An 18,081-nucleotide genomic window follows, 5' to 3' on the forward strand; every position below is an offset into this window, starting at 1 on the left:
GGTTCGCCGGCGTGGGTGCGGCAGTGTTCGTCGATGGTTTCGGCGACGCCGCGCAGCAGTTCGCTGGCGTGGGCCAGGGCATCTGGAGGGGGCATGTCTGTGTGGATGGAGAAGTAAGGGTTGGTGAGAAGTTTGGAGCGGGGTGGGTCGGGTACGATTTTCTTCATGGTGCAGATCCGATCGTGGCTGGATTTGAGCTGCCCTTCGTCTTCCTCTCACAGAATAAGGTGGCAGCCGAACGCGGGGTGAGAGACCGGCAAAGATCGGCATAAGCCAGCCAGGCCGAAGCCTGCCCGCGTTGCGGCTGCCATAGCAGTACTGCCGAAGTTTGCGGGCTCTCACACCCAAATCGTCAAAGATGACGACCCAGGGAAGTTAGCCCTGATGGTTGTGAGCAACAACAGCGAAACGGCAGCGGCGGTCGTAGGATAAATCCCAAAGCATTTAATCCTGAAGCATTTGGTTGCAGGTTAGGAAATGTCTTACGGGTGGAGGGCGTAGGCGAGGGCTGTGCCCTCGATCGCCGGCAAGCCAGCTCCCACATGGATTGCGCCGGCTTTTAGAAATTGGGCAAGACGGTTGCTTCCACAGGTAAAGCGCAGGCCTGAAGAACTGCGCGCTCCCACAGGGATCGCGCCAGCTTTTAGAGGTTGAGCAAGACAGTTGCTACCACCGGGGGCAGCGTTTGCCGGCGAATCAGCGGGCAGATCAGAGGGTACGTGGGCGGGTGACGCGATCCACCAGGTAAACCAACCCGTGGTAATCGATCCCGCTGTGGCTGGACAACCCGATCTCACAGGTCCGGCTGGTGGAAATCCCTTCGCTGCAATGCTGTACCGCGTCCTTCAGGCTGCGCAGTGAGTGGGCATTGAGCTCTGGTGTGGTAAAGCCCTTGTCACCGGCAAACCCGCAACAGTGAATCCCTTCCGGGATCACCACTTGCGTGCTGCAGCGCCGCGCCAGGTCGATCAGCGCCTGGCTTTCACCCAGGTGCTGGGTGCTGCAGGTCACGTGCACCGCCACCGGTTCGTTTTGCGGGGTGAACTCCAGCTTGTCCATCAGGTGGGTGCGGATGAAGCGCACCGGGTCGTACAGGTCCAGGCGGGTGTCGCCCAGGTCCTGCACCAGGCGCAGGGTGCAGGGGCTGGTGTCGCAGTAGATGGGGTCGAGGCCGCCGCGGCTGGCGTGCAGCAGCGCGTTGATCAGCTCTTGGCGCTTGTGCTCCGCTTGCTCGGGGTAACCTTTGGACGCGAACGGCTGCCCGCAGCACAGGCTGTCGGCGTTGCCGGGGAACACCACCTGGTAACCGGCCTTTTCCAGCAGGGCGCGGGTCTTGTCCATTAGTGAACTTTGCTCGCGGTCGGCATAGGCCGGGCCCATCACTCGTGACACGCAAGCCGCCAGGTACACCACCCGTGGCCGGGCATCGTTGCTCGCCGGGCCGAAATCGATGCTGCGCAACGGCTGTGGCATGGCGGGGGACCATTGCGGCAGGCGGCCTTTGCTGGCCTTGCTCAACGAGGCACTCAGGCGGCCCAGGCGTGGGGCGCCGAGCAGCTTGCGGGCGGTGTTGGCGGCGGTCAGGGTCAGGCGGGCGCCACCCAGTGCAGTAGGGAAGTGCTCGGCCAGCCAGTCGGCGGTCTTTGCATGCTCGGCGGCCTGGCTGCGCAACTTCTTCACCAGCTCGCCGGTATTGATGCCCACCGGGCAGCGCTGGGCGCACAGGCCGGTGGCGGCGCAGGTGTCGATGCCTTGGTACTGGTAAGTCTGCAGCAGTGCGCGGGTATCGATGCCGGCGCGTTTTTTCGCCTGAATGTCACGCCACATGACGATGCGCTGGCGTGGGCTGAGGGTCAGGCCTTTGGAGGGGCAGACCGGTTCGCAGAAGCCGCACTCGATGCATTTGTCGACGATCTCGTCGGCGGCGGGCAGCGGCTTGAGGTTTTTCAGGTGAATGTCCGGGTCTTCGCTCAACACCACGTCGGGGTTGAGGATGCCGTTGGGGTCGAGCAGGCGCTTGAGCGTCCACATCAGCTGATAGGCGTCATGCCCCCACTCCAGCTCCACGAACGGCGCCATGTTGCGGCCGGTGCCGTGCTCGGCCTTGAGCGAGCCGCCGAACTCCACGGCCACCAGTTGCGCCACGTCATCCATGAAGGCCTGGTAGCGCGCGACTTCTTGCGCGCTGTTGAAACCCTGGGTGAAGACAAAGTGCAGGTTGCCCTCCAGCGCATGGCCGAAAATGATCGCTTCGTCGTAGTGGTGCTTGTCGAACAGCTGGATCAGGCGGTTGACGCCTTCGGCCAGTTGCTCGACGGGGAAGGTGACGTCTTCGATGATCACCGTGGTGCCGGTCTGGCGCACGGCGCCGACGGCGGGGAAGGTGTCCTTGCGGATCTTCCACAGCTGGTTGTACACCGCCGGGTCTTCGCTGAAGTCGACTTTCTGTTCCAGCGGGTATTCGGCGATAGAGGCCATGACCTGTTGCAGTTGTTCGTGCAGCAGGCTCTGGCTGGCGGCCCTGGACTCGATCAGCAGCGCGCAGGCATTGTCCGACAGGCCTTTTACCCACAGCGGCATGCCCGGCATGTTTTGCACCGAACGCAGGCTGCGGCGGTCGAGCAGCTCCACGGCGGACACCGGCTGGCGCTTGAGCACGGTCACCGCGCGGCAGCAGCTTTCCACGCTGGGGAACACCAGCAGCGCGCTGGCCTTGTGCGGGTGATCGGGCACGGTGTCGTAGGTGACGGCGCTGATGAAGCCCAGCGTACCTTCAGACCCAACCAGCAAATGCTGGAGGATATCCAGCGGCTTGTCGTAGTCCACCAGGGCGTTGAGCGACAGACCGGTGGTGTTCTTCAGCCGGTACTTGTGCCGGATGCGCTCTGCCAGTGCGGTGTTGGCGCGGGTTTCGCGGCCAAGCCGGGCCAGCGCTTCGAGCAGGTCGGCGTGGCTGTTTTCAAAGGCGGCAACGCTGGCCGGGTCTTCGCTGTCCAGGCGCGTGCCGTCAGCCAGTACCAGGCGCAGGCCGGCCAGGGTGTGGTAGGTGTTCTGCGCGGTGCCGCAGCACATGCCGCTGGCGTTGTTGGCAACGATGCCGCCGATCTTGCAGGCATTGATCGAGGCCGGGTCCGGGCCAATCTTGCGCCCGTAAGGGGCCAGCCAAGCGTTGGCCTGGGCACCGATAACCCCCGGTTGCAGGCGGATCTGTTCGCCTTGGCCACGGATCTCTTTGTTGCCCCAGTTATCGCCGAGCACGATCAGCACCGAGTCACTGATAGCCTGGCCGGACAGGCTGGTGCCCGCGGCGCGGAAGGTCACCGGCACGCGCTCGCGCTGGGCCAGTTGCAGCAGCCCGACCACTTCGTCTTCCGACTCCACGCGCACGACCAGCTTGGGGATCAGCCGGTAGAAACTGGCGTCGGTGCCGAAGGCCAGGGTGGACGTGGCGTCGTCGAAACGGCGATCGGCGGGTATCAGGCGCTCGGCATCACGCAGGAATGCGGCGGGCAGGCTCATGCTATCTCCTCACCGGGCCACGGCGTCTGGCGCGCCGCATGCCCGGTCATACAGGCGGTGTTTTTGCAGGCGCTCAAGCGCCCAGTTCGCGTACCAGCGAGTCGCGGCTGATCTCGCTGATCGCCTTGGCGCCCGTGAGCACCATGGCCACGCGCATTTCCTTTTCGAACAGTTCGAGCAGGTTCTTCACCCCGGCCTGGCCGTGCACGGCCAGGGCCCAGAGGAAGGCGCGGCCGATCAGTACGGTGTCTGCGCCCAGGGCGATCATGCGCACTACATCGAGGCCGCTGCGGATGCCGGAGTCGGCGAGGATTTTCAGGTCGCCTTTCACTGCGTCGGCAATCGCCGGCAACGCACGGGCGCTGGACAGCACGCCGTCGAGCTGGCGGCCGCCGTGGTTGGAGACGACGATGCCGTCGGCACCGAACTTGACCGCGTCACGTGCGTCGTCGGCGTCGAGGATGCCTTTGATGATCATCGGGCCGTCCCAGAATTCGCGGATCCATTCCAGGTCCTTCCAGGAAATCGATGGGTCGAAGTTGCTACCCAACCAGCCGATGTAGTCGGCAAGGCCGGTGGGGTTGCCGCGGTATTTGGAAATGTTGCCCAGGTCGTGCGGGCGGCCCATCACGCCAACGTCCCAGGCCCATTCGGGGTGGGTCATGGCCTGCAGCACGCGGCGCATTGGCCCGTTGGCACCGCTCATGCCGGAGTGTGCATCACGGTAACGGGCACCTGGCACCGGCATGTCGACGGTGAACACCAGGGTTTTGACCCCGGCGGCCTTGGCCCGCTCCAGCGCGTTGCGCATGAAACCGCGGTCTTTGAGCACATACAGCTGGAACCACATCGGCCGGTCGATGGCTGGCGCCACTTCTTCGATCGGGCAGACCGACACGGTAGACATGGTGAAGGGGATGCCATGGGCGGCTGCCGCACGGGCTGCCTGCACTTCGCCGCGGCGGGCATACATACCGGTGAGGCCGACCGGGGCGAGGGCCACGGGCATGCTCAGGGTTTCGTCGAACAGCCTGGTTTCCAGGCTCAGCTCGGACATGTTCTTCAGCACCCGCTGGCGCAGGGCAATGCCGGCCAGGTCCGAGACGTTGTGGCGCAGGGTGTGCTCTGCGTACGCGCCGCCGTCGGCATAGTGGAAGAGGAAGGGGGGCAGCTTGCGTTGGGCCGCGGCGCGATAGTCGGTGGAGGCGGAAATGATCATGGATTCTCGCAGCGTGGGTTGAAGGAGATGCCGGGCGCTCGGTGGCGCCCGGCCCCTTTCACTTTAGTGATGGACCAGCATGCCGGTCAGCCAGTAGGCCTGGACCAAGGTGATCAGGCCGACGATGGTGGCGAAGAACAGGCTGTGCTTGACGGTGAAGCGGAACAGGTCGGACTCCTTGCCGACCAGGCCGGTGGCTGCGCAGGCCACGGCGATCGACTGCGGCGAGATCATCTTGCCGGTCACGCCGCCGCTGGTGTTGGCCGCTACCAGCAGGGTGTCGTTGACCCCGATCTGGTGGGCGGTGGTGGCCTGCAGCGAACCGAACAGGGCATTGGACGAGGTGTCGGAGCCTGTGAGGAACACACCCAGCCAGCCCAGGAACGGTGAGAAGAACGGGAACGCGGCGCCGGTGCCGGCCAGTACCAGGGCCATGGTCGAAGACATGCCCGAATAGTTGGTGACGAAGGCGAAAGCCAGAACCATACCGATCGACAGGATCGGCCAGCGCAGCTCCCAGAAGGTTTCCTTGAAAGTGGTAAGACCAGTTTTGAAGTTGATCTTCAATACGGCCATGGAGATCAGCGCGGACAGGAAGATCGCCGTGCCGGTGGCGGAGATCGGGTCGAGCTTGAACACCGCTGGCATGGCGGTCGGCGCGGCGACGATAGGCGCGGTCTTGATCACCAGTTGGTCGAGGTGCGGGATGGCGAAGTTGAACACGAAGTTGTACATCGCGCCGCCCGGGGCGAACGCTGCCTTGAACGGTTTCAGGGTCCAGATGGTGACCAGCACGGTGAGGATCAGGAACGGCGACCAGGCCTTGAAGATTTCACCGAAGCTGTAAGGGCTTGGCTGGCTGCCGCCGCTGCTGACCACGGCGGCGCCGACGCTGCCTTTGGCTTCGGCGAACGAGCGCTTGGGCTGCCAGACCTTCAGGAACAGGGTCAGGGCGACAAGGCTGGCCAGGGCCGAGGTGATGTCCGGCAGTTCCGGGCCGATGAAGTTGGAGGTGAAGTACTGGGTGACGGCGAAACTCAGGCCGGCCACCAGGGCTGCAGGCCAGGTTTCTTTGACGCCGCGCAGGCCGTCCATCATGAACACCAGCCAGAACGGCACGAACAACGACAGCAGAGGCAGCTGGCGGCCGGTCATGGCGCCGATGTGGAAGGCGTCGATGCCCGTGACCTGGCCGGCGACGATGATCGGGATGCCCAGGGCGCCGAACGCCACGGGGGCGGTGTTGGCGATCAGGCACAGGCCGGCGGCGTACAGCGGGTTGAAGCCCAGGCCCACCAGCAGCGCGGCAGTGATTGCCACTGGTGCGCCGAAGCCGGCCGCGCCTTCGAGGAAGGCACCGAAGCAGAAGCCGATCAGCAGCACCTGCAGGCGCTGGTCGTCGGTGATCGACAGTACCGAGCTGCGGATCACCTCGAACTGGCCGCTCTTGACCGTGAGTTTGTACAGGAACACCGCGGCTACGATGATCCAGGCGATTGGCCAGAGGCCGTAGAGGAAGCCATAGCCCGCGGCAGCAAGGGCCATGTCGACCGGCATCTGGAAGGCGAAGATCGCCACCAGCATCGATAATCCAAGGGTAATGCTGCCGGCGACGTGGCCTTTGAGGCGGAACACGGCGAGGGCCAGGAAGAAGAACACGATGGGTATGACCGCCGCCAGTGCGGACAGGCCAAGACTACCAAGCGGGGAATAGAGTTGTTGCCAGGTTTGCATATGGGGTAGCCCCTAATTGTTGTTGGTCAGGCACTGGCATTGGATAATTGGTAAGACCAATTTACAATGGCTGGACGCTAGGTTAAAAGCGCTGTCATGGGTGTGTCAATTTGTCCTGTGCAAAACTTTGGTCGTGTGCCGATGAGCGGGCGGCTGATGGTGTTTGAAAATCGTCGCCTGATGGGTGTCGGCGTGGCGTGGATCGGCGAGAATAGACGCCCCCTGAACTTTGCCGGGGGTTTGTGGAGAGCATGTGATGGTTTTTGATCAGGTCCGCCAGCGGCGCCTGTCCGACGACATCGTCGATCGGTTGGAAGGGATGATTCTCGAAGGCACGCTGACCTCAGGCCAGCGGCTGCCGGCCGAGCGCGCCCTGGCCGAGCAGTTCGGTGTGTCGCGCCCCTCACTGCGCGAGGCGATCCAGAAGCTGGTGGCCAAGGGGCTGTTGGTCAGCCGGCAGGGTGGCGGTAACTATGTGGCCGAATCGCTCGGTTCAACCTTCAGTGACCCGTTGCTGCAGCTGCTGGAGCACAGCGCCGAGGCGCAGCGCGATTTGCTGGAGTTCCGTCACACCCTGGAGGCGTCGTGCGCCTACTACGCTGCCCAGCGCGCCACCGAGCCTGATCGGGCGCGCCTCAAGGCTGCATTCGACACCCTGCAGGACTGTTATGCGCGGGCTGACCAGGTCACGCGTGCAGAGGAGGGCGCGGCGGATGCGCGATTCCACCTGGCGATTGCCGAAGCCAGCCACAATGCCGTGCTGCTGCATACCATTCGCGGGTTGTTCGACCTGCTAAAGCGCAACGTGGTGACGAATATCGGGGGCATGTACCAGCAGCGTACCGAGACGCGGGACATGCTGATCAGCCAGCACCGTGAGTTGTACCAGGCGATTGTCGAGGGCAGGGCGGACGATGCGCGGGAGGTGTCCAGCCGGCACATTCTGTATGTGCAGGAGGTGCTGGAAGAGGCGCAGAACGAAGCCCAGCGCGTAGCGCGGGCAGAGCGGCGCAGCGGGCGCTGATCGGTTGCCGCTGAATGCGCGCCCTGTAGGAGCGGCCTTGCGTCGCGAAAGGGCCGCAAAGCGGCCCCAGGGATCTCGGCAGCGCCGCAGAAAGCTGGGGCTGCTACGCAGCCCTTTCGCGACACAAGGCCACTCCTACGGCGGCCGCGCAAGGGCGGGAATTAGTCTTCCTTGCCCTTGTTCCGCACCGCACGCTGCAGCTCGCGGTTGGAATCGCGTTCGCGCACGGTGTCGCGCTTGTCGAATTCCTTCTTGCCCTTGCCAAGCGCAATCTCGCACTTGATCAGGTGCTTGCTCCAGTACAGCGCCAGGGCCACACAGGTGTAGCCCTTTTGCGCCACCGCAGCTTCCACACGCTCCAGCTCGCGCTTGTTCAGCAGCAGCTTGCGCGAGCGGATAGGGTCGGCGATGACGTGGGTGCTGGCAGTGGTCAGCGGGGTGATGTGGCTGCCGAACAGCCAGGCTTCGCCATCCTTGAGCAGCACGTAGCTGTCGGTCAGGTGCGCCTTGCCGGCCCGCAGGCTTTTTACTTCCCAACCGGACAGGACCAGCCCGGCCTCGAACTTGTGTTCGATGAAGTAATCGTGTCGCGCCTTTTTGTTTTGCGCGATGGTCCCGGTCGGATGTTTCTTTTGTTTAGCCATAGGGGCGGCATTATAGGCAAGTCACCGCGTGGTCGGCTACGGGATTTAGGTGCGCTTGAGCCACCGCAATGAATACCGGACAATACAGGCCCTGTCTTACGCACAGAACCTGTTTTTGGCACGCTGCGAAGCCCGCCACCCAGCCTTGGAAGTGACGCCTGGATGACTACCCATATTCAACGCTCCGCCCTGCTGCCGTACCCTGCCCAGGCGCTGTACGACCTGGTCAATGATGTAGCCAGCTACCCGCAGTTCCTGCCCTGGTGCTCGGCCTCGACGGTGCTCGAAGCCAGTGACACGCACATGCGCGCCAAGCTGGAGGTGGCCAAAGGGGGCATGAGCCAGCAGTTCGTGACCCGCAATGTGCTGGTGCCGGGGCAGTCCATCGAGATGAACCTGGAAGAAGGGCCGTTCACCCAGCTGCACGGCGTGTGGGTGTTCAAGGCATTGGGTGAAAAAGCCTGCAAGATCAGCCTGGACCTGTCCTTCGATTACGCCGGGCCGATTGTGCGGGCGACCTTGGGGCCGCTGTTCAATCAGGCCGCCAACACGCTGGTGGATGCGTTCTGCCAGCGTGCCAAGCAGCTCAATACGTGATGCTGCCAAGTCATCAGGCACAAAAAAGCCCGGACTGATCCGGGCTTTTTTTGCGCCTGCATTTACTGCGGCGAAGTATCCAGCGGGGCAGGTGTCGGCACCGGTGTGGTCTCGATGGTGTCGATCTCGCGCTGGATGGATTCTTCCACCGAACCAGGTTTGGCCGGCTTCTCTTCCGGTTGCGACGCTGGCTGGCCTGGCTGGGTGGCCGGGCTGACCGTGGTATCACCGCTGCCGCCCAGGATTTCCTGGTCGCGGCTCACGCCTGGCATGAAGTCGCCCGACAGGCTGACCAGTTGGTCGCTGTCGTTGAAGAAGATGCTCATGCGCTCCTGCTGGCGTTGGCCGCCACCAGGTTGCAGGCTGTACAGGTAATCCCAACGATTGGTGTTGAAAGTATCCTGGAGCAGAGGGTTACCCATGATAAACCTTACTTGCCGGCGGGTCATTCCGGGGCGTAATTGGTCTATCATGTCTTGCGTAACGACATTGCCCTGCTGGATGTCGATTTTGTAAACCCCGGGAAACGAGCAACCGGCGAGTGCGAGCAGTCCCACGAAGGTGAGGCTGGTTAGCAAGAGCTTGGTGTTGTTTTGCATCGGTGGGCGACTTCCACTATCTTGGCTGGACAACGTAAACCCCGATCATACCCGTATTAAGAGAAGCTGCGAAGCAGCATCGGCGAGAAAGCTGACCATGGTTGAAAATAGCGAATTGCGCAAAGCCGGTCTCAAGGTGACACTGCCTCGAGTCAAGATCCTTCAGATGCTCGACTCGACCGAGCAACGTCACATGAGCGCCGAGGATGTCTACAAGGCGCTGATGGAGGCTGGCGAGGACGTCGGCCTGGCAACCGTTTATCGCGTACTCACCCAGTTCGAGGCTGCTGGGCTGGTGGTACGGCACAACTTCGATGGCGGTCACGCAGTTTTCGAGCTGGCGGACGGCGGTCACCACGACCATATGGTCAACGTGGAGACCAGTGAAGTCATCGAATTCATGGACGCCGAAATCGAGCGGCGCCAAAAAGAGATCGTGGCCGAGCATGGCTACGAGTTGGTGGACCACAATCTGGTCCTCTACGTGCGTAAGAAAAAGTAACGATTGCGGTCGTTATGAAGAGCAAAGGCGACCCTGAGGTCGCCTTTGTGCTTTCTGCGGCAGGGGTAACTGCCGAAGCCGGCTATCGGTGATGACGCCAGTGCAGGCAGCATTACGCCTTACCGGACACCACCATCTTGCGTGCATGCGCCAGCGATTCCTTGGTCAGGTCGATCCCGCCCAGCATCCGCGCCACTTCCTCGACCCGTTCGCGCTTGCCAAGGCTGGCCACGGCAGTGTGCGTGGTGTCGCTATTGCGCACCTTGTGCACGAACAAATGATGATGCCCCTGCGCCGCGACCTGCGGCAGGTGGGTGACGGTCAGCACCTGGCCTCGCTCACCGAGGCGGCGCAACAGCTGGCCGACGATCTCGGCCGTCGGGCCACCGATGCCCACGTCAACCTCATCGAAGACCAGTGTCGGGATGCGTGAGGTTTGCGCCGTGATGACCTGGATCGCCAAGCTGATCCGTGACAGTTCGCCGCCCGAGGCCACCTTGGCCAAACCTTTGAGCGGCTGCCCGGGGTTGGCGCTGACCAGTAGCTCGATCTGCTCCAGGCCGTGTGGCGACAGGTCGCTGCTTTCGTTGGGTGTGAGTTCGATGCAGAACCGCCCGCCAGGCATGCCCAGGCGCTGGATCTCCTGTTCGACCGCGATGGCGAGCTGCTGGGCCGCCTGCTGGCGCAGGGCGCTCAACTCGATCGCCCTTTCCTGATAGTGCTTGGCATAGGCCGACAGTTCTTCGCCCAGGCGCTCGATCGATTCGTCGCTGGCATTCAGGCCTTCCAGCTCCTCCATCAACTGCTGCTGCAGGTGGGGCAGTTCGGTCGGGTGCACGCGATGTTTGCGTGCCAGGGTGTAGATGGTGTCGAGGCGCTCTTCCAGGGCTTGCAGGCGCATGGGGTCGGCGTCGAAATTGTCGAGGAAGCGGTTGAGTTCGCCTACGGCTTCTTCTATCTGGATCTGTGCGCTGGCGATGAGGTTGGCGGCTTCACCCAGCGCCTTAGGGGTGTTGGCTGCGGCGCCCAGGCGATTGAGGCTGGAGGTGAGGGCGCCTAGCACATTGCCTGAGTCGCTTTCGCTGCATTGGTCGATGACCTGGCGGCAGATGCCGAACAGGGCCTCGGCGTTGGTCAGGTTCTTGTGTTCCTGCTCCAGCTGCTCCAGTTCGTTTTCACCCAGGCCAAGGTTGTCGAGCTCTTCCAGCTGATAGCTGAGCAACTGGTGGCGTGCGCGCTGCTCATCGCCGGAGTTGGACAGGCGCTCGAGCTCCAGGCGGGTCTGGTTCCAGCGCTTGGCTGCGAGCTGGACCTGGCGGGACAGGTCGATGGCGCCGGCATATTCGTCGAGCAGGCGGCGGTGGGTGTCGGTCTTGAGCAGTGACTGGTGCTCATGCTGGCTGTGGATGTCGATCAGCAGTTCACCGAGCGCCTTCAGGTCACCCAGCGGGCAGGGCGTGCCGTTTATGTAGCCGCGGCTGCGGCCTTCGGCCGTGATGACGCGGCGCAGGATGCACGGGCCGCCGTCGTCCAGGTCGCGCTCGGCCAGCCAGGTGTGCGCTTCGGGGATATCCACCAGATCGAAGGTGGCCAGGATGTCCGCCTTGTCCGCGCCAGGGCGCACCACGCCGCTGTCGGCGCGATCACCAAGGGCCAGGCCGAGGGCGTCGAGCATGATCGATTTGCCTGCGCCGGTCTCGCCGGTGATGACGGACATGCCGCGGGCGAGTTCGAGGTCGAGGTGTTCGACGATGGCGTAGTTGTGAATGGACAGATGCACCAGCATGGGGCGGCTCCCGAGAAGTCAGGTCTGGTTATTTATACAGTACTTTTTTCGAGCCTGCCAATGCCTGCTCGCAGTTTCCATCGTCGACCTGAAAACCGCTTTGCCCCTTGAAGCTGATTTTTCCGGCCCCATATAGCCGGCAGACACGGCGAGCTTTGCTCGTACTACAGAGATTGCGGAGGAGAGACCCCATGGCTGACGAACAGCTGAATGAGAAAGACCTTAACGCCGAAGAGGCTGGTGCAGTGGATAACGGCGCCCGCGTTCAAGAGCTCGAGGAGCAGCTGGCCGCCGCCAAGGATCAGTCCCTGCGTGCCGTCGCCGACCTGCAGAACGTGCGTCGCCGCGCCGAGCAGGATGTCGAGAAGGCGCACAAGTTCGCCCTGGAGAAGTTTGCCGGCGACCTGTTGCCGGTGATCGACAGCCTGGAGCTGGCTCTGGCGCACTCCAGCGCTGAAGATGAGCAGGTCAAGAAGATCCGTGAAGGCGTCGAACTGACCCTCAAGATGTTCCAGGACACCCTCAAGCGTTACAACCTCGAAGCCATCGACCCGCACGGCCAGCCGTTCAATGCCGAGCACCATCAGGCCATGGCCATGCAGGAAAGCGCCGAGGTAGAGCCCAACAGCGTGCTGAACGTGTTCCAGAAGGGCTACCTGCTCAACGGCCGCCTGCTGCGCCCTGCCATGGTGGTGGTCAGCAAGGCGCCGAGCGCGCCGCAGCCTTCGATCGATGAAAAGGCTTGAAATCTGACGGGCCATCCCCATCTAGGTGTCAAGCCTTCAAGTATTACCGCAGTTGGCCAAAGTAGTCGCTGCTACCAAATTCAAGTTTCGGGAGAGTAAACATGGGCAAAATCATCGGTATCGACCTGGGGACCACCAACTCGTGCGTCTCCATTCTGGAAAACGGTAACGTCAAGGTCATCGAAAACGCCGAAGGTGCGCGTACCACCCCTTCGATCGTGGCCTACGCCAATGATGGCGAAATCCTGGTTGGCCAGTCGGCCAAGCGCCAGGCCGTCACCAACCCGCACAACACCCTGTTCGCAGTGAAGCGCCTCATCGGCCGCCGCTTCGAAGAAGATGTCGTGCAGAAAGACATCAAGCTGGTGCCGTACAAGATCGTCAAGGCTAACAACGGTGACGCCTGGGTCGAGGCTGCCGGCAAGGAAATGGCGCCGCCGCAGATCAGCGCCGAAGTTCTGAAAAAGATGAAGAAGACCGCCGAAGACTACCTCGGCGAGCCAGTCACCGAAGCGGTCATCACCGTTCCGGCCTACTTCAACGACAGCCAGCGTCAGGCCACCAAAGATGCCGGTCGCATCGCGGGTCTGGACGTAAAGCGCATCATCAACGAACCGACCGCTGCTGCGCTGGCCTATGGCATGGACAAGGCCAAGGGCGACCACACTGTCATCGTTTATGACCTGGGTGGCGGTACCTTCGACGTATCGGTCATCGAAATCGCCGAAGTTGACGGTGAGCACCAGTTCGAAGTGCTGGCCACCAACGGCGACACCTTCCTGGGTGGCGAAGACTTCGACATGCGCCTGATCGACTACCTCGTCGACGAGTTCAAGAAAGAGTCGGGCATGGACCTGAAGAACGACCCTCTGGCCCTGCAGCGTCTGAAAGAAGCCGCGGAAAAGGCCAAGATCGAACTGTCCTCCGCTCAGTCGACCGACGTCAACCTGCCGTACATCACTGCAGATGCGACCGGTCCGAAGCACCTGAACGTGAAGATCTCCCGCGCCAAGCTGGAGTCGCTGGTGGAAGATCTGGTCAACCGTACCATCGAGCCTTGCCGCATCGCCCTGAAAGACGCAGGCATCGACGCCAGCAAGATCGACGACGTGATTCTGGTCGGTGGCCAGACCCGTATGCCGCTGGTTCAGAAGGCCGTTGCCGACTTCTTCGGCAAGGAAGCCCGCAAGGACGTCAACCCGGACGAAGCAGTTGCCATGGGCGCTGCCATCCAGGGTGCCGTACTGGCCGGTGACGTGAAAGACGTACTGCTGCTGGACGTCAGCCCGCTGACCCTGGGTATCGAAACCATGGGCGGCGTGATGACCCCGCTGATCGAGAAGAACACCACCATTCCGACCAAGAAGTCGCAGGTGTTCTCGACTGCCGACGACAACCAGGGCGCAGTGACCATTCACGTGCTGCAGGGTGAGCGCAAGCAGGCTTCGCAGAACAAGTCGCTGGGCAAGTTCGACCTGGCTGACATCCCGCCAGCACCGCGTGGTGTTCCGCAGATCGAAGTGACCTTCGACATTGACGCCAACGGCATCCTGCACGTCGGCGCCAAAGACAAGGCCACCGGCAAGACTCAGTCGATCGTGATCAAGGCCAACTCCGGTCTGTCCGACGAAGAGATCGAAAAAATGGTGCGTGACGCCGAGGCCAATGCCGAGGAAGACCGCAAGTTCGAAGAGCTGGCCGCTGCCCGCAACCAGGGTGATGCGCTGGTTCACTCGACCCGCAAGATGGTCGCTGACGCCGGTGACAAGGTCACTGCCGAAGAGAAGACTGCCATCGAAGCGGCCGTGGTTGCCCTGGAAGCCGCTGTCAAAGGCGACGACAAGGCTGCCATCGATGCCAAGGTCGAAGAGCTGTCCAAGGTCTCCGCGCCAGTAGCCCAGAAGATGTACGCCGAGCAGTCGGCCGAACAGCCTCAGGGCGGCGCTCAGCAGGCCGAGCCGGAAGCCAAGCACGATGACGTGGTTGACGCCGAGTTCGAAGAAGTGAAAGGCGACGACAAGAAGTAATCGTTGCATGTTGTCGGCCAGCCCACCGCCGTTTGGCGGTGAGCTGGTAGGATGTCGCCGCGCGGGGGCTTGCTCCCGCGTTGGCGTATCTGGAATTCGAGAATTTTTACAGCATCTGTCTGGGCCGCATCGGGTCTTCAGGCGGGTGCTGACGGCGCGGCGCGGATGCCGAACGCCCAACAAGGTGCAAATGACCTATGTCCAAGCGTGATTATTATGAGGTCCTGGGTGTCGAGCGCGGCGCCAGTGAAGCAGACCTGAAAAAGGCTTATCGCCGCCTGGCGATGAAGTACCACCCGGACCGCAACCCGGGCGATAAAGAGTCCGAAGACAAGTTCAAGGAGGCCAACGAGGCCTACGAAGTACTGTCTGACGCGAGCAAGCGGGCGGCGTTCGACCAGTATGGTCACGCCGGCGTCGACCCGAGCATGGGTGGCGGCGGTGCAGGCTTCGGTGGCGCCAACTTCTCCGACATCTTTGGCGATGTGTTCAGTGACTTCTTCGGTGGTGGTCGTGGCGGTGGTCGTGGTGGTGCTTCGCGCGGCAGCGACCTGCGCTACACCCTGGAGCTGAACCTGGAAGAAGCCGTGCGCGGCACCACGGTCAGCATTCGGGTGCCGACCCTGGTCAACTGCCAGCCTTGTGACGGCAGTGGTGCGAAGAAGGGTTCGACCCCGTCGACCTGCCCGACGTGCGGCGGTATCGGCCAGGTGCGCATGCAGCAGGGCTTCTTCTCGGTGCAGCAGACCTGCCCGCGCTGCCATGGCCAGGGCAAGATCATCACCGACCCTTGCGGTTCGTGCCACGGTGAAGGCCGTGTCGAGGAATACAAGACCCTGTCGGTCAAGGTGCCGGCCGGCGTCGACACTGGCGACCGCATCCGCCTGTCCGGCGAAGGCGAGGCAGGCACCCATGGTGGCCCGACCGGCGACCTTTACGTGGTGATCAACGTGCGTGAGCACGAGATTTTCCAGCGTGACGGCAAGCACCTGTATTGCGAAGTGCCTATCAGCTATACCGATGCCGCTCTGGGTGGCGAGCTGGAAGTGCCGACCCTCGATGGTCGTGTGAAGCTGAAGATCCCGGAAGGCACGCAGACCGGCAAGCAGTTCCGCTTGCGTGGCAAGGGTGTGGCACCGGTGCGTGGTGGTGGTGCGGGTGACCTGCTGTGCCGCGTTGCGGTCGAGACCCCGGTCAACCTCAGCCGTCGCCAGCGTGAACTGCTCGAAGAGCTGCGCGACTCGCTCGAAGGCGACAGCTCCCACTCGCCCAAGGCCAATGGCTGGTTCGATGGCGTGAAGCGCTTCTTCGGCGATCTCTGACAAGGAACAGGCTATGCGACGTATTGCAGTGATGGGCGCGGCTGGGCGGATGGGCAAGACCCTGATCGAAGCCGTGCAGCAAACCCCGGGTGCCGGGCTGACGGCGGCGATCGACCGCCCGGACAGCTCGCTGGTCGGTGCGGATGCCGGTGAGTTGGCGGCGCTCGGTCGGATCGGTGTGCTGTTGTCGGATGACCTGGCCAAGGTTGCCGACGAATTCGACGTGCTGATCGACTTCACTCACCCTTCGGTGACCCTGAAGAACCTGGCGTTCTGCCGCAAGCATGGCAAGGCGATGATCATCGGCACCACCGGTTTCACCAGCGAGGAGAAGCAGCTGCTGGCCGAGGCAGGCAAGGACATCCCGATCGTCTTCGCCGCCAACTTCAGCGTAGGCGTCAACCTCAGCCTGAAGTTGCTGGACATGGCGGCGCGTGTGCTGGGCGATGATGTCGACATCGAGATCATCGAGGCGCACCACCGCCACAAGGTCGACGCGCCGTCAGGCACTGCGCTGCGCATGGGTGAGGTGGTTGCCAATGCCCTGGGCCGTGATCTGCAGGAAGTGGCGGTGTATGGTCGTGAGGGCCAGACGGGCGCGCGTGATCGCCAGACCATCGGCTTTGCCACCGTGCGTGCCGGCGATGTGGTCGGTGACCACACCGTATTGTTCGCCGCTGAAGGTGAGCGCCTGGAAATCACCCACAAGGCTTCCAGCCGCATGACCTTCGCCAAGGGTGCGGTGCGTGCCGCGCTGTGGCTGGATGGGCGCGAGGCGGGCTTGTACGACATGCAGGATGTGCTAGAGCTGCGTTAAGCCGTTCCCTCGGGGTGCATGTGATCCCTGGTAGGAGCGGCCTTGTGTCGCGAAAGGACTGCGCAGCAGTCCCAGGATATCTGTGGCGCCGCTGATATCCTGGGGCCGCTTTGCGACCCTTTCGCGACACAAGGCCGCTCCTACACGCGTGTGCATTGCCCAAGAAGGTCAGTCTGTCGCAATCATGTGTTTTAGAGGCACATTTGCGGTAGACCAAAAAAGCACTTTTCTGTAAGCTACAGCTTTAGTGTGTCCACTAAAAGCGCGCAGCGAATTGAATTCAGCACATAGAAGCGGGGTGACGTGTCCATACGTCACTCCGCTTTTTTGCAACCTGCGATCGCCCTTTCATGCTTGATTTACGGGAGGTCTTCTTGACAAAGCCAGCCATACTCGCCCTTGCCGACGGCAGTATTTTTCGCGGTGAAGCCATCGGAGCCGACGGTCAGACCGTTGGTGAGGTGGTGTTCAACACCGCTATGACCGGCTACCAGGAAATCCTTACAGACCCTTCCTACGCGCAGCAAATCGTTACTCTGACCTACCCGCACATTGGCAACACCGGTACCACCCCGGAAGACGCCGAGTCGAACCGTGTATGGTCCGCCGGCCTGGTCATCCGTGACCTGCCGCTGCTGGCCAGCAACTGGCGTAACACCCAGTCGCTGCCCGACTACCTCAAGGCCAACAATGTCGTTGCCATCGCCGGCATCGACACCCGTCGCCTGACCCGTATCCTGCGTGAAAAGGGCGCTCAGAACGGCTGCATCCTCGCCGGTGACAACATCAGCGAAGAAGCCGCCATCGCCGCTGCCCGCGCCTTCCCTGGCCTCAAGGGCATGGACCTGGCCAAGGTCGTTTCCACCAAGGAGCGTTACGAGTGGCGCTCCAGCGTGTGGGAGCTGAAAACCGACAGCCACCCGACCCTGGAAGCTTCCGAGCTGCCGTACCACGTTGTTGCCTTCGACTACGGCGTCAAGCTGAACATCCTGCGCATGTTGGTCGCCCGTGGCTGCCGCGTGACCGTGGTGCCTGCCCAGACCCCGGCCAGCGAAGTGCTCGCGCTCAACCCCGATGGTGTGTTCCTGTCCAACGGCCCTGGTGATCCGGAGCCATGCGACTACGCGATCCAGGCGATCAAAGAGATCCTCGACACCGATATTCCGGTGTTCGGCATCTGCCTGGGCCACCAGCTGCTGGCGCTGGCCTCTGGCGCCAAGACCGTGAAAATGGGCCACGGCCACCATGGTGCCAACCACCCGGTCCAGGACTTGGACACCGGTGTGGTCATGATCACCAGCCAGAACCACGGTTTCGCCGTAGACGAAGCCACCCTGCCGGGTAACGTCCGCGCCATCCACAAGTCGCTGTTCGACGGCACCCTGCAGGGTATCGAGCGTACCGACAAGAGCGCGTTCAGCTTCCAGGGCCACCCTGAAGCGAGCCCGGGCCCGACCGACGTCGCGCCACTGTTCGATCGTTTCACCGATGCCATGGCCAAGCGCCGCTGAGCATCCTGCTTCAAGGCCCCGGGCCGGCACCTGC

The 18,081-nt window shown here is 62.6% G+C and carries 14 protein-coding genes; 8 read left to right on the forward strand and 6 right to left on the reverse strand.

Translation table 11 applies throughout. The annotated features are described in order from the left end of the window. Positions 1–708 precede the first annotated feature (708 nt). From EGJ09_RS07490 to EGJ09_RS07500, 3 genes are all read right to left on the reverse strand, one after another. On the reverse strand, positions 709–3,519 hold the full coding sequence (locus EGJ09_RS07490) for an FAD-binding and (Fe-S)-binding domain-containing protein (protein ID WP_125923554.1): 2,811 nt from the start codon (positions 3,517–3,519) through the stop codon (positions 709–711). A 73-nt stretch (positions 3,520–3,592) separates the two neighbouring features. After that, positions 3,593–4,738, reverse strand: a complete 1,146-nt coding sequence (lldD, locus tag EGJ09_RS07495; protein ID WP_012312630.1) for an FMN-dependent L-lactate dehydrogenase LldD — start codon at positions 4,736–4,738, stop codon at positions 3,593–3,595. Positions 4,739–4,801: 63 nt separating this feature from the next. After that, on the reverse strand, positions 4,802–6,472 hold the full coding sequence (locus EGJ09_RS07500) for a lactate permease LctP family transporter (protein WP_046788144.1): 1,671 nt from the start codon (positions 6,470–6,472) through the stop codon (positions 4,802–4,804). A 256-nt stretch (positions 6,473–6,728) separates the two neighbouring features. On the opposite strand from EGJ09_RS07500, the gene EGJ09_RS07505 reads away from it, so the two are divergent. Further along, a complete protein-coding gene (locus tag EGJ09_RS07505; protein WP_012312632.1) occupies positions 6,729–7,496 on the forward strand; it encodes an FCD domain-containing protein in 768 nt (255 codons plus the stop codon). A 161-nt stretch (positions 7,497–7,657) separates the two neighbouring features. Here EGJ09_RS07505 and smpB read toward each other — a convergent pair whose 3' ends face one another. Then, complete coding sequence (gene smpB / locus EGJ09_RS07510) at positions 7,658–8,140, reverse strand: SsrA-binding protein SmpB (RefSeq protein WP_012312633.1); 483 nt, start codon at positions 8,138–8,140, stop codon at positions 7,658–7,660. Between the two features lie 162 nt (positions 8,141–8,302). Between smpB and EGJ09_RS07515 the strand changes: the two genes are divergently transcribed. Next, complete coding sequence (locus EGJ09_RS07515; protein ID WP_012312635.1) at positions 8,303–8,737, forward strand: type II toxin-antitoxin system RatA family toxin; 435 nt, start codon at positions 8,303–8,305, stop codon at positions 8,735–8,737. A 62-nt stretch (positions 8,738–8,799) separates the two neighbouring features. On the opposite strand, the gene EGJ09_RS07520 is transcribed toward EGJ09_RS07515, so the two are convergent. Then, complete coding sequence (locus EGJ09_RS07520) at positions 8,800–9,336, reverse strand: outer membrane protein assembly factor BamE (RefSeq protein WP_119688246.1); 537 nt, start codon at positions 9,334–9,336, stop codon at positions 8,800–8,802. Positions 9,337–9,433: 97 nt separating this feature from the next. Between EGJ09_RS07520 and fur the strand changes: the two genes are divergently transcribed. Next, on the forward strand, positions 9,434–9,838 hold the full coding sequence (gene fur, locus EGJ09_RS07525; protein ID WP_008096237.1) for a ferric iron uptake transcriptional regulator: 405 nt from the start codon (positions 9,434–9,436) through the stop codon (positions 9,836–9,838). 112 nt (positions 9,839–9,950) lie between these two features. Here the strand turns inward: fur and recN are convergent, their stop codons facing one another. After that, the gene (recN, locus tag EGJ09_RS07530; RefSeq protein ID WP_046788148.1) at positions 9,951–11,624 is read right to left on the reverse strand and encodes a DNA repair protein RecN; all 1,674 of its coding nucleotides are present in this window, start codon (positions 11,622–11,624) and stop codon (positions 9,951–9,953) included. A 191-nt stretch (positions 11,625–11,815) separates the two neighbouring features. On the opposite strand from recN, the gene grpE reads away from it, so the two are divergent. From grpE to carA, 5 genes are all read left to right on the forward strand, one after another. Next, on the forward strand, positions 11,816–12,370 hold the full coding sequence (gene grpE / locus EGJ09_RS07535) for a nucleotide exchange factor GrpE (RefSeq protein ID WP_012312638.1): 555 nt from the start codon (positions 11,816–11,818) through the stop codon (positions 12,368–12,370). A 101-nt stretch (positions 12,371–12,471) separates the two neighbouring features. Next, positions 12,472–14,397 (forward strand): molecular chaperone DnaK, encoded by a 1,926-nt coding sequence (gene dnaK / locus EGJ09_RS07540; RefSeq protein ID WP_046788149.1) that lies wholly within the window; start codon positions 12,472–12,474, stop codon positions 14,395–14,397. A 197-nt stretch (positions 14,398–14,594) separates the two neighbouring features. Next, positions 14,595–15,719 (forward strand): molecular chaperone DnaJ, encoded by a 1,125-nt coding sequence (gene dnaJ / locus EGJ09_RS07545; RefSeq protein WP_039602362.1) that lies wholly within the window; start codon positions 14,595–14,597, stop codon positions 15,717–15,719. A 13-nt stretch (positions 15,720–15,732) separates the two neighbouring features. Further along, positions 15,733–16,536, forward strand: a complete 804-nt coding sequence (gene dapB / locus EGJ09_RS07550; protein WP_046788150.1) for a 4-hydroxy-tetrahydrodipicolinate reductase — start codon at positions 15,733–15,735, stop codon at positions 16,534–16,536. Between the two features lie 374 nt (positions 16,537–16,910). Then, entirely contained in the window at positions 16,911–18,047 is a 1,137-nt protein-coding gene (carA, locus tag EGJ09_RS07555) for a glutamine-hydrolyzing carbamoyl-phosphate synthase small subunit (protein WP_039602472.1), read from the forward strand. Positions 18,048–18,081: the final 34 nt, after the last annotated feature.

Origin of the sequence: Pseudomonas sp. p106, assembly GCF_003936645.1 — a bacterium.
GTDB lineage: Bacteria > Pseudomonadota > Gammaproteobacteria > Pseudomonadales > Pseudomonadaceae > Aquipseudomonas > Aquipseudomonas putida_E.

Coding starts and splice junctions, on each gene's coding strand:
- EGJ09_RS07505 (WP_012312632.1), top strand. CDS start 6,729: ATGGTTTTTGATCAGGTCCGCCAGCGGCGCCTGTCCGACGACATCGTC.
- EGJ09_RS07520 (WP_119688246.1), bottom strand. CDS start 9,336: ATGCAAAACAACACCAAGCTCTTGCTAACCAGCCTCACCTTCGTGGGA.
- grpE (WP_012312638.1), top strand. CDS start 11,816: ATGGCTGACGAACAGCTGAATGAGAAAGACCTTAACGCCGAAGAGGCT.
- recN (WP_046788148.1), bottom strand. CDS start 11,624: ATGCTGGTGCATCTGTCCATTCACAACTACGCCATCGTCGAACACCTC.
- smpB (WP_012312633.1), bottom strand. CDS start 8,140: ATGGCTAAACAAAAGAAACATCCGACCGGGACCATCGCGCAAAACAAA.
- lldD (WP_012312630.1), bottom strand. CDS start 4,738: ATGATCATTTCCGCCTCCACCGACTATCGCGCCGCGGCCCAACGCAAG.
- EGJ09_RS07500 (WP_046788144.1), bottom strand. CDS start 6,472: ATGCAAACCTGGCAACAACTCTATTCCCCGCTTGGTAGTCTTGGCCTG.
- dnaK (WP_046788149.1), top strand. CDS start 12,472: ATGGGCAAAATCATCGGTATCGACCTGGGGACCACCAACTCGTGCGTC.
- fur (WP_008096237.1), top strand. CDS start 9,434: ATGGTTGAAAATAGCGAATTGCGCAAAGCCGGTCTCAAGGTGACACTG.
- EGJ09_RS07515 (WP_012312635.1), top strand. CDS start 8,303: ATGACTACCCATATTCAACGCTCCGCCCTGCTGCCGTACCCTGCCCAG.
- dapB (WP_046788150.1), top strand. CDS start 15,733: ATGCGACGTATTGCAGTGATGGGCGCGGCTGGGCGGATGGGCAAGACC.
- EGJ09_RS07490 (WP_125923554.1), bottom strand. CDS start 3,519: ATGAGCCTGCCCGCCGCATTCCTGCGTGATGCCGAGCGCCTGATACCC.
- dnaJ (WP_039602362.1), top strand. CDS start 14,595: ATGTCCAAGCGTGATTATTATGAGGTCCTGGGTGTCGAGCGCGGCGCC.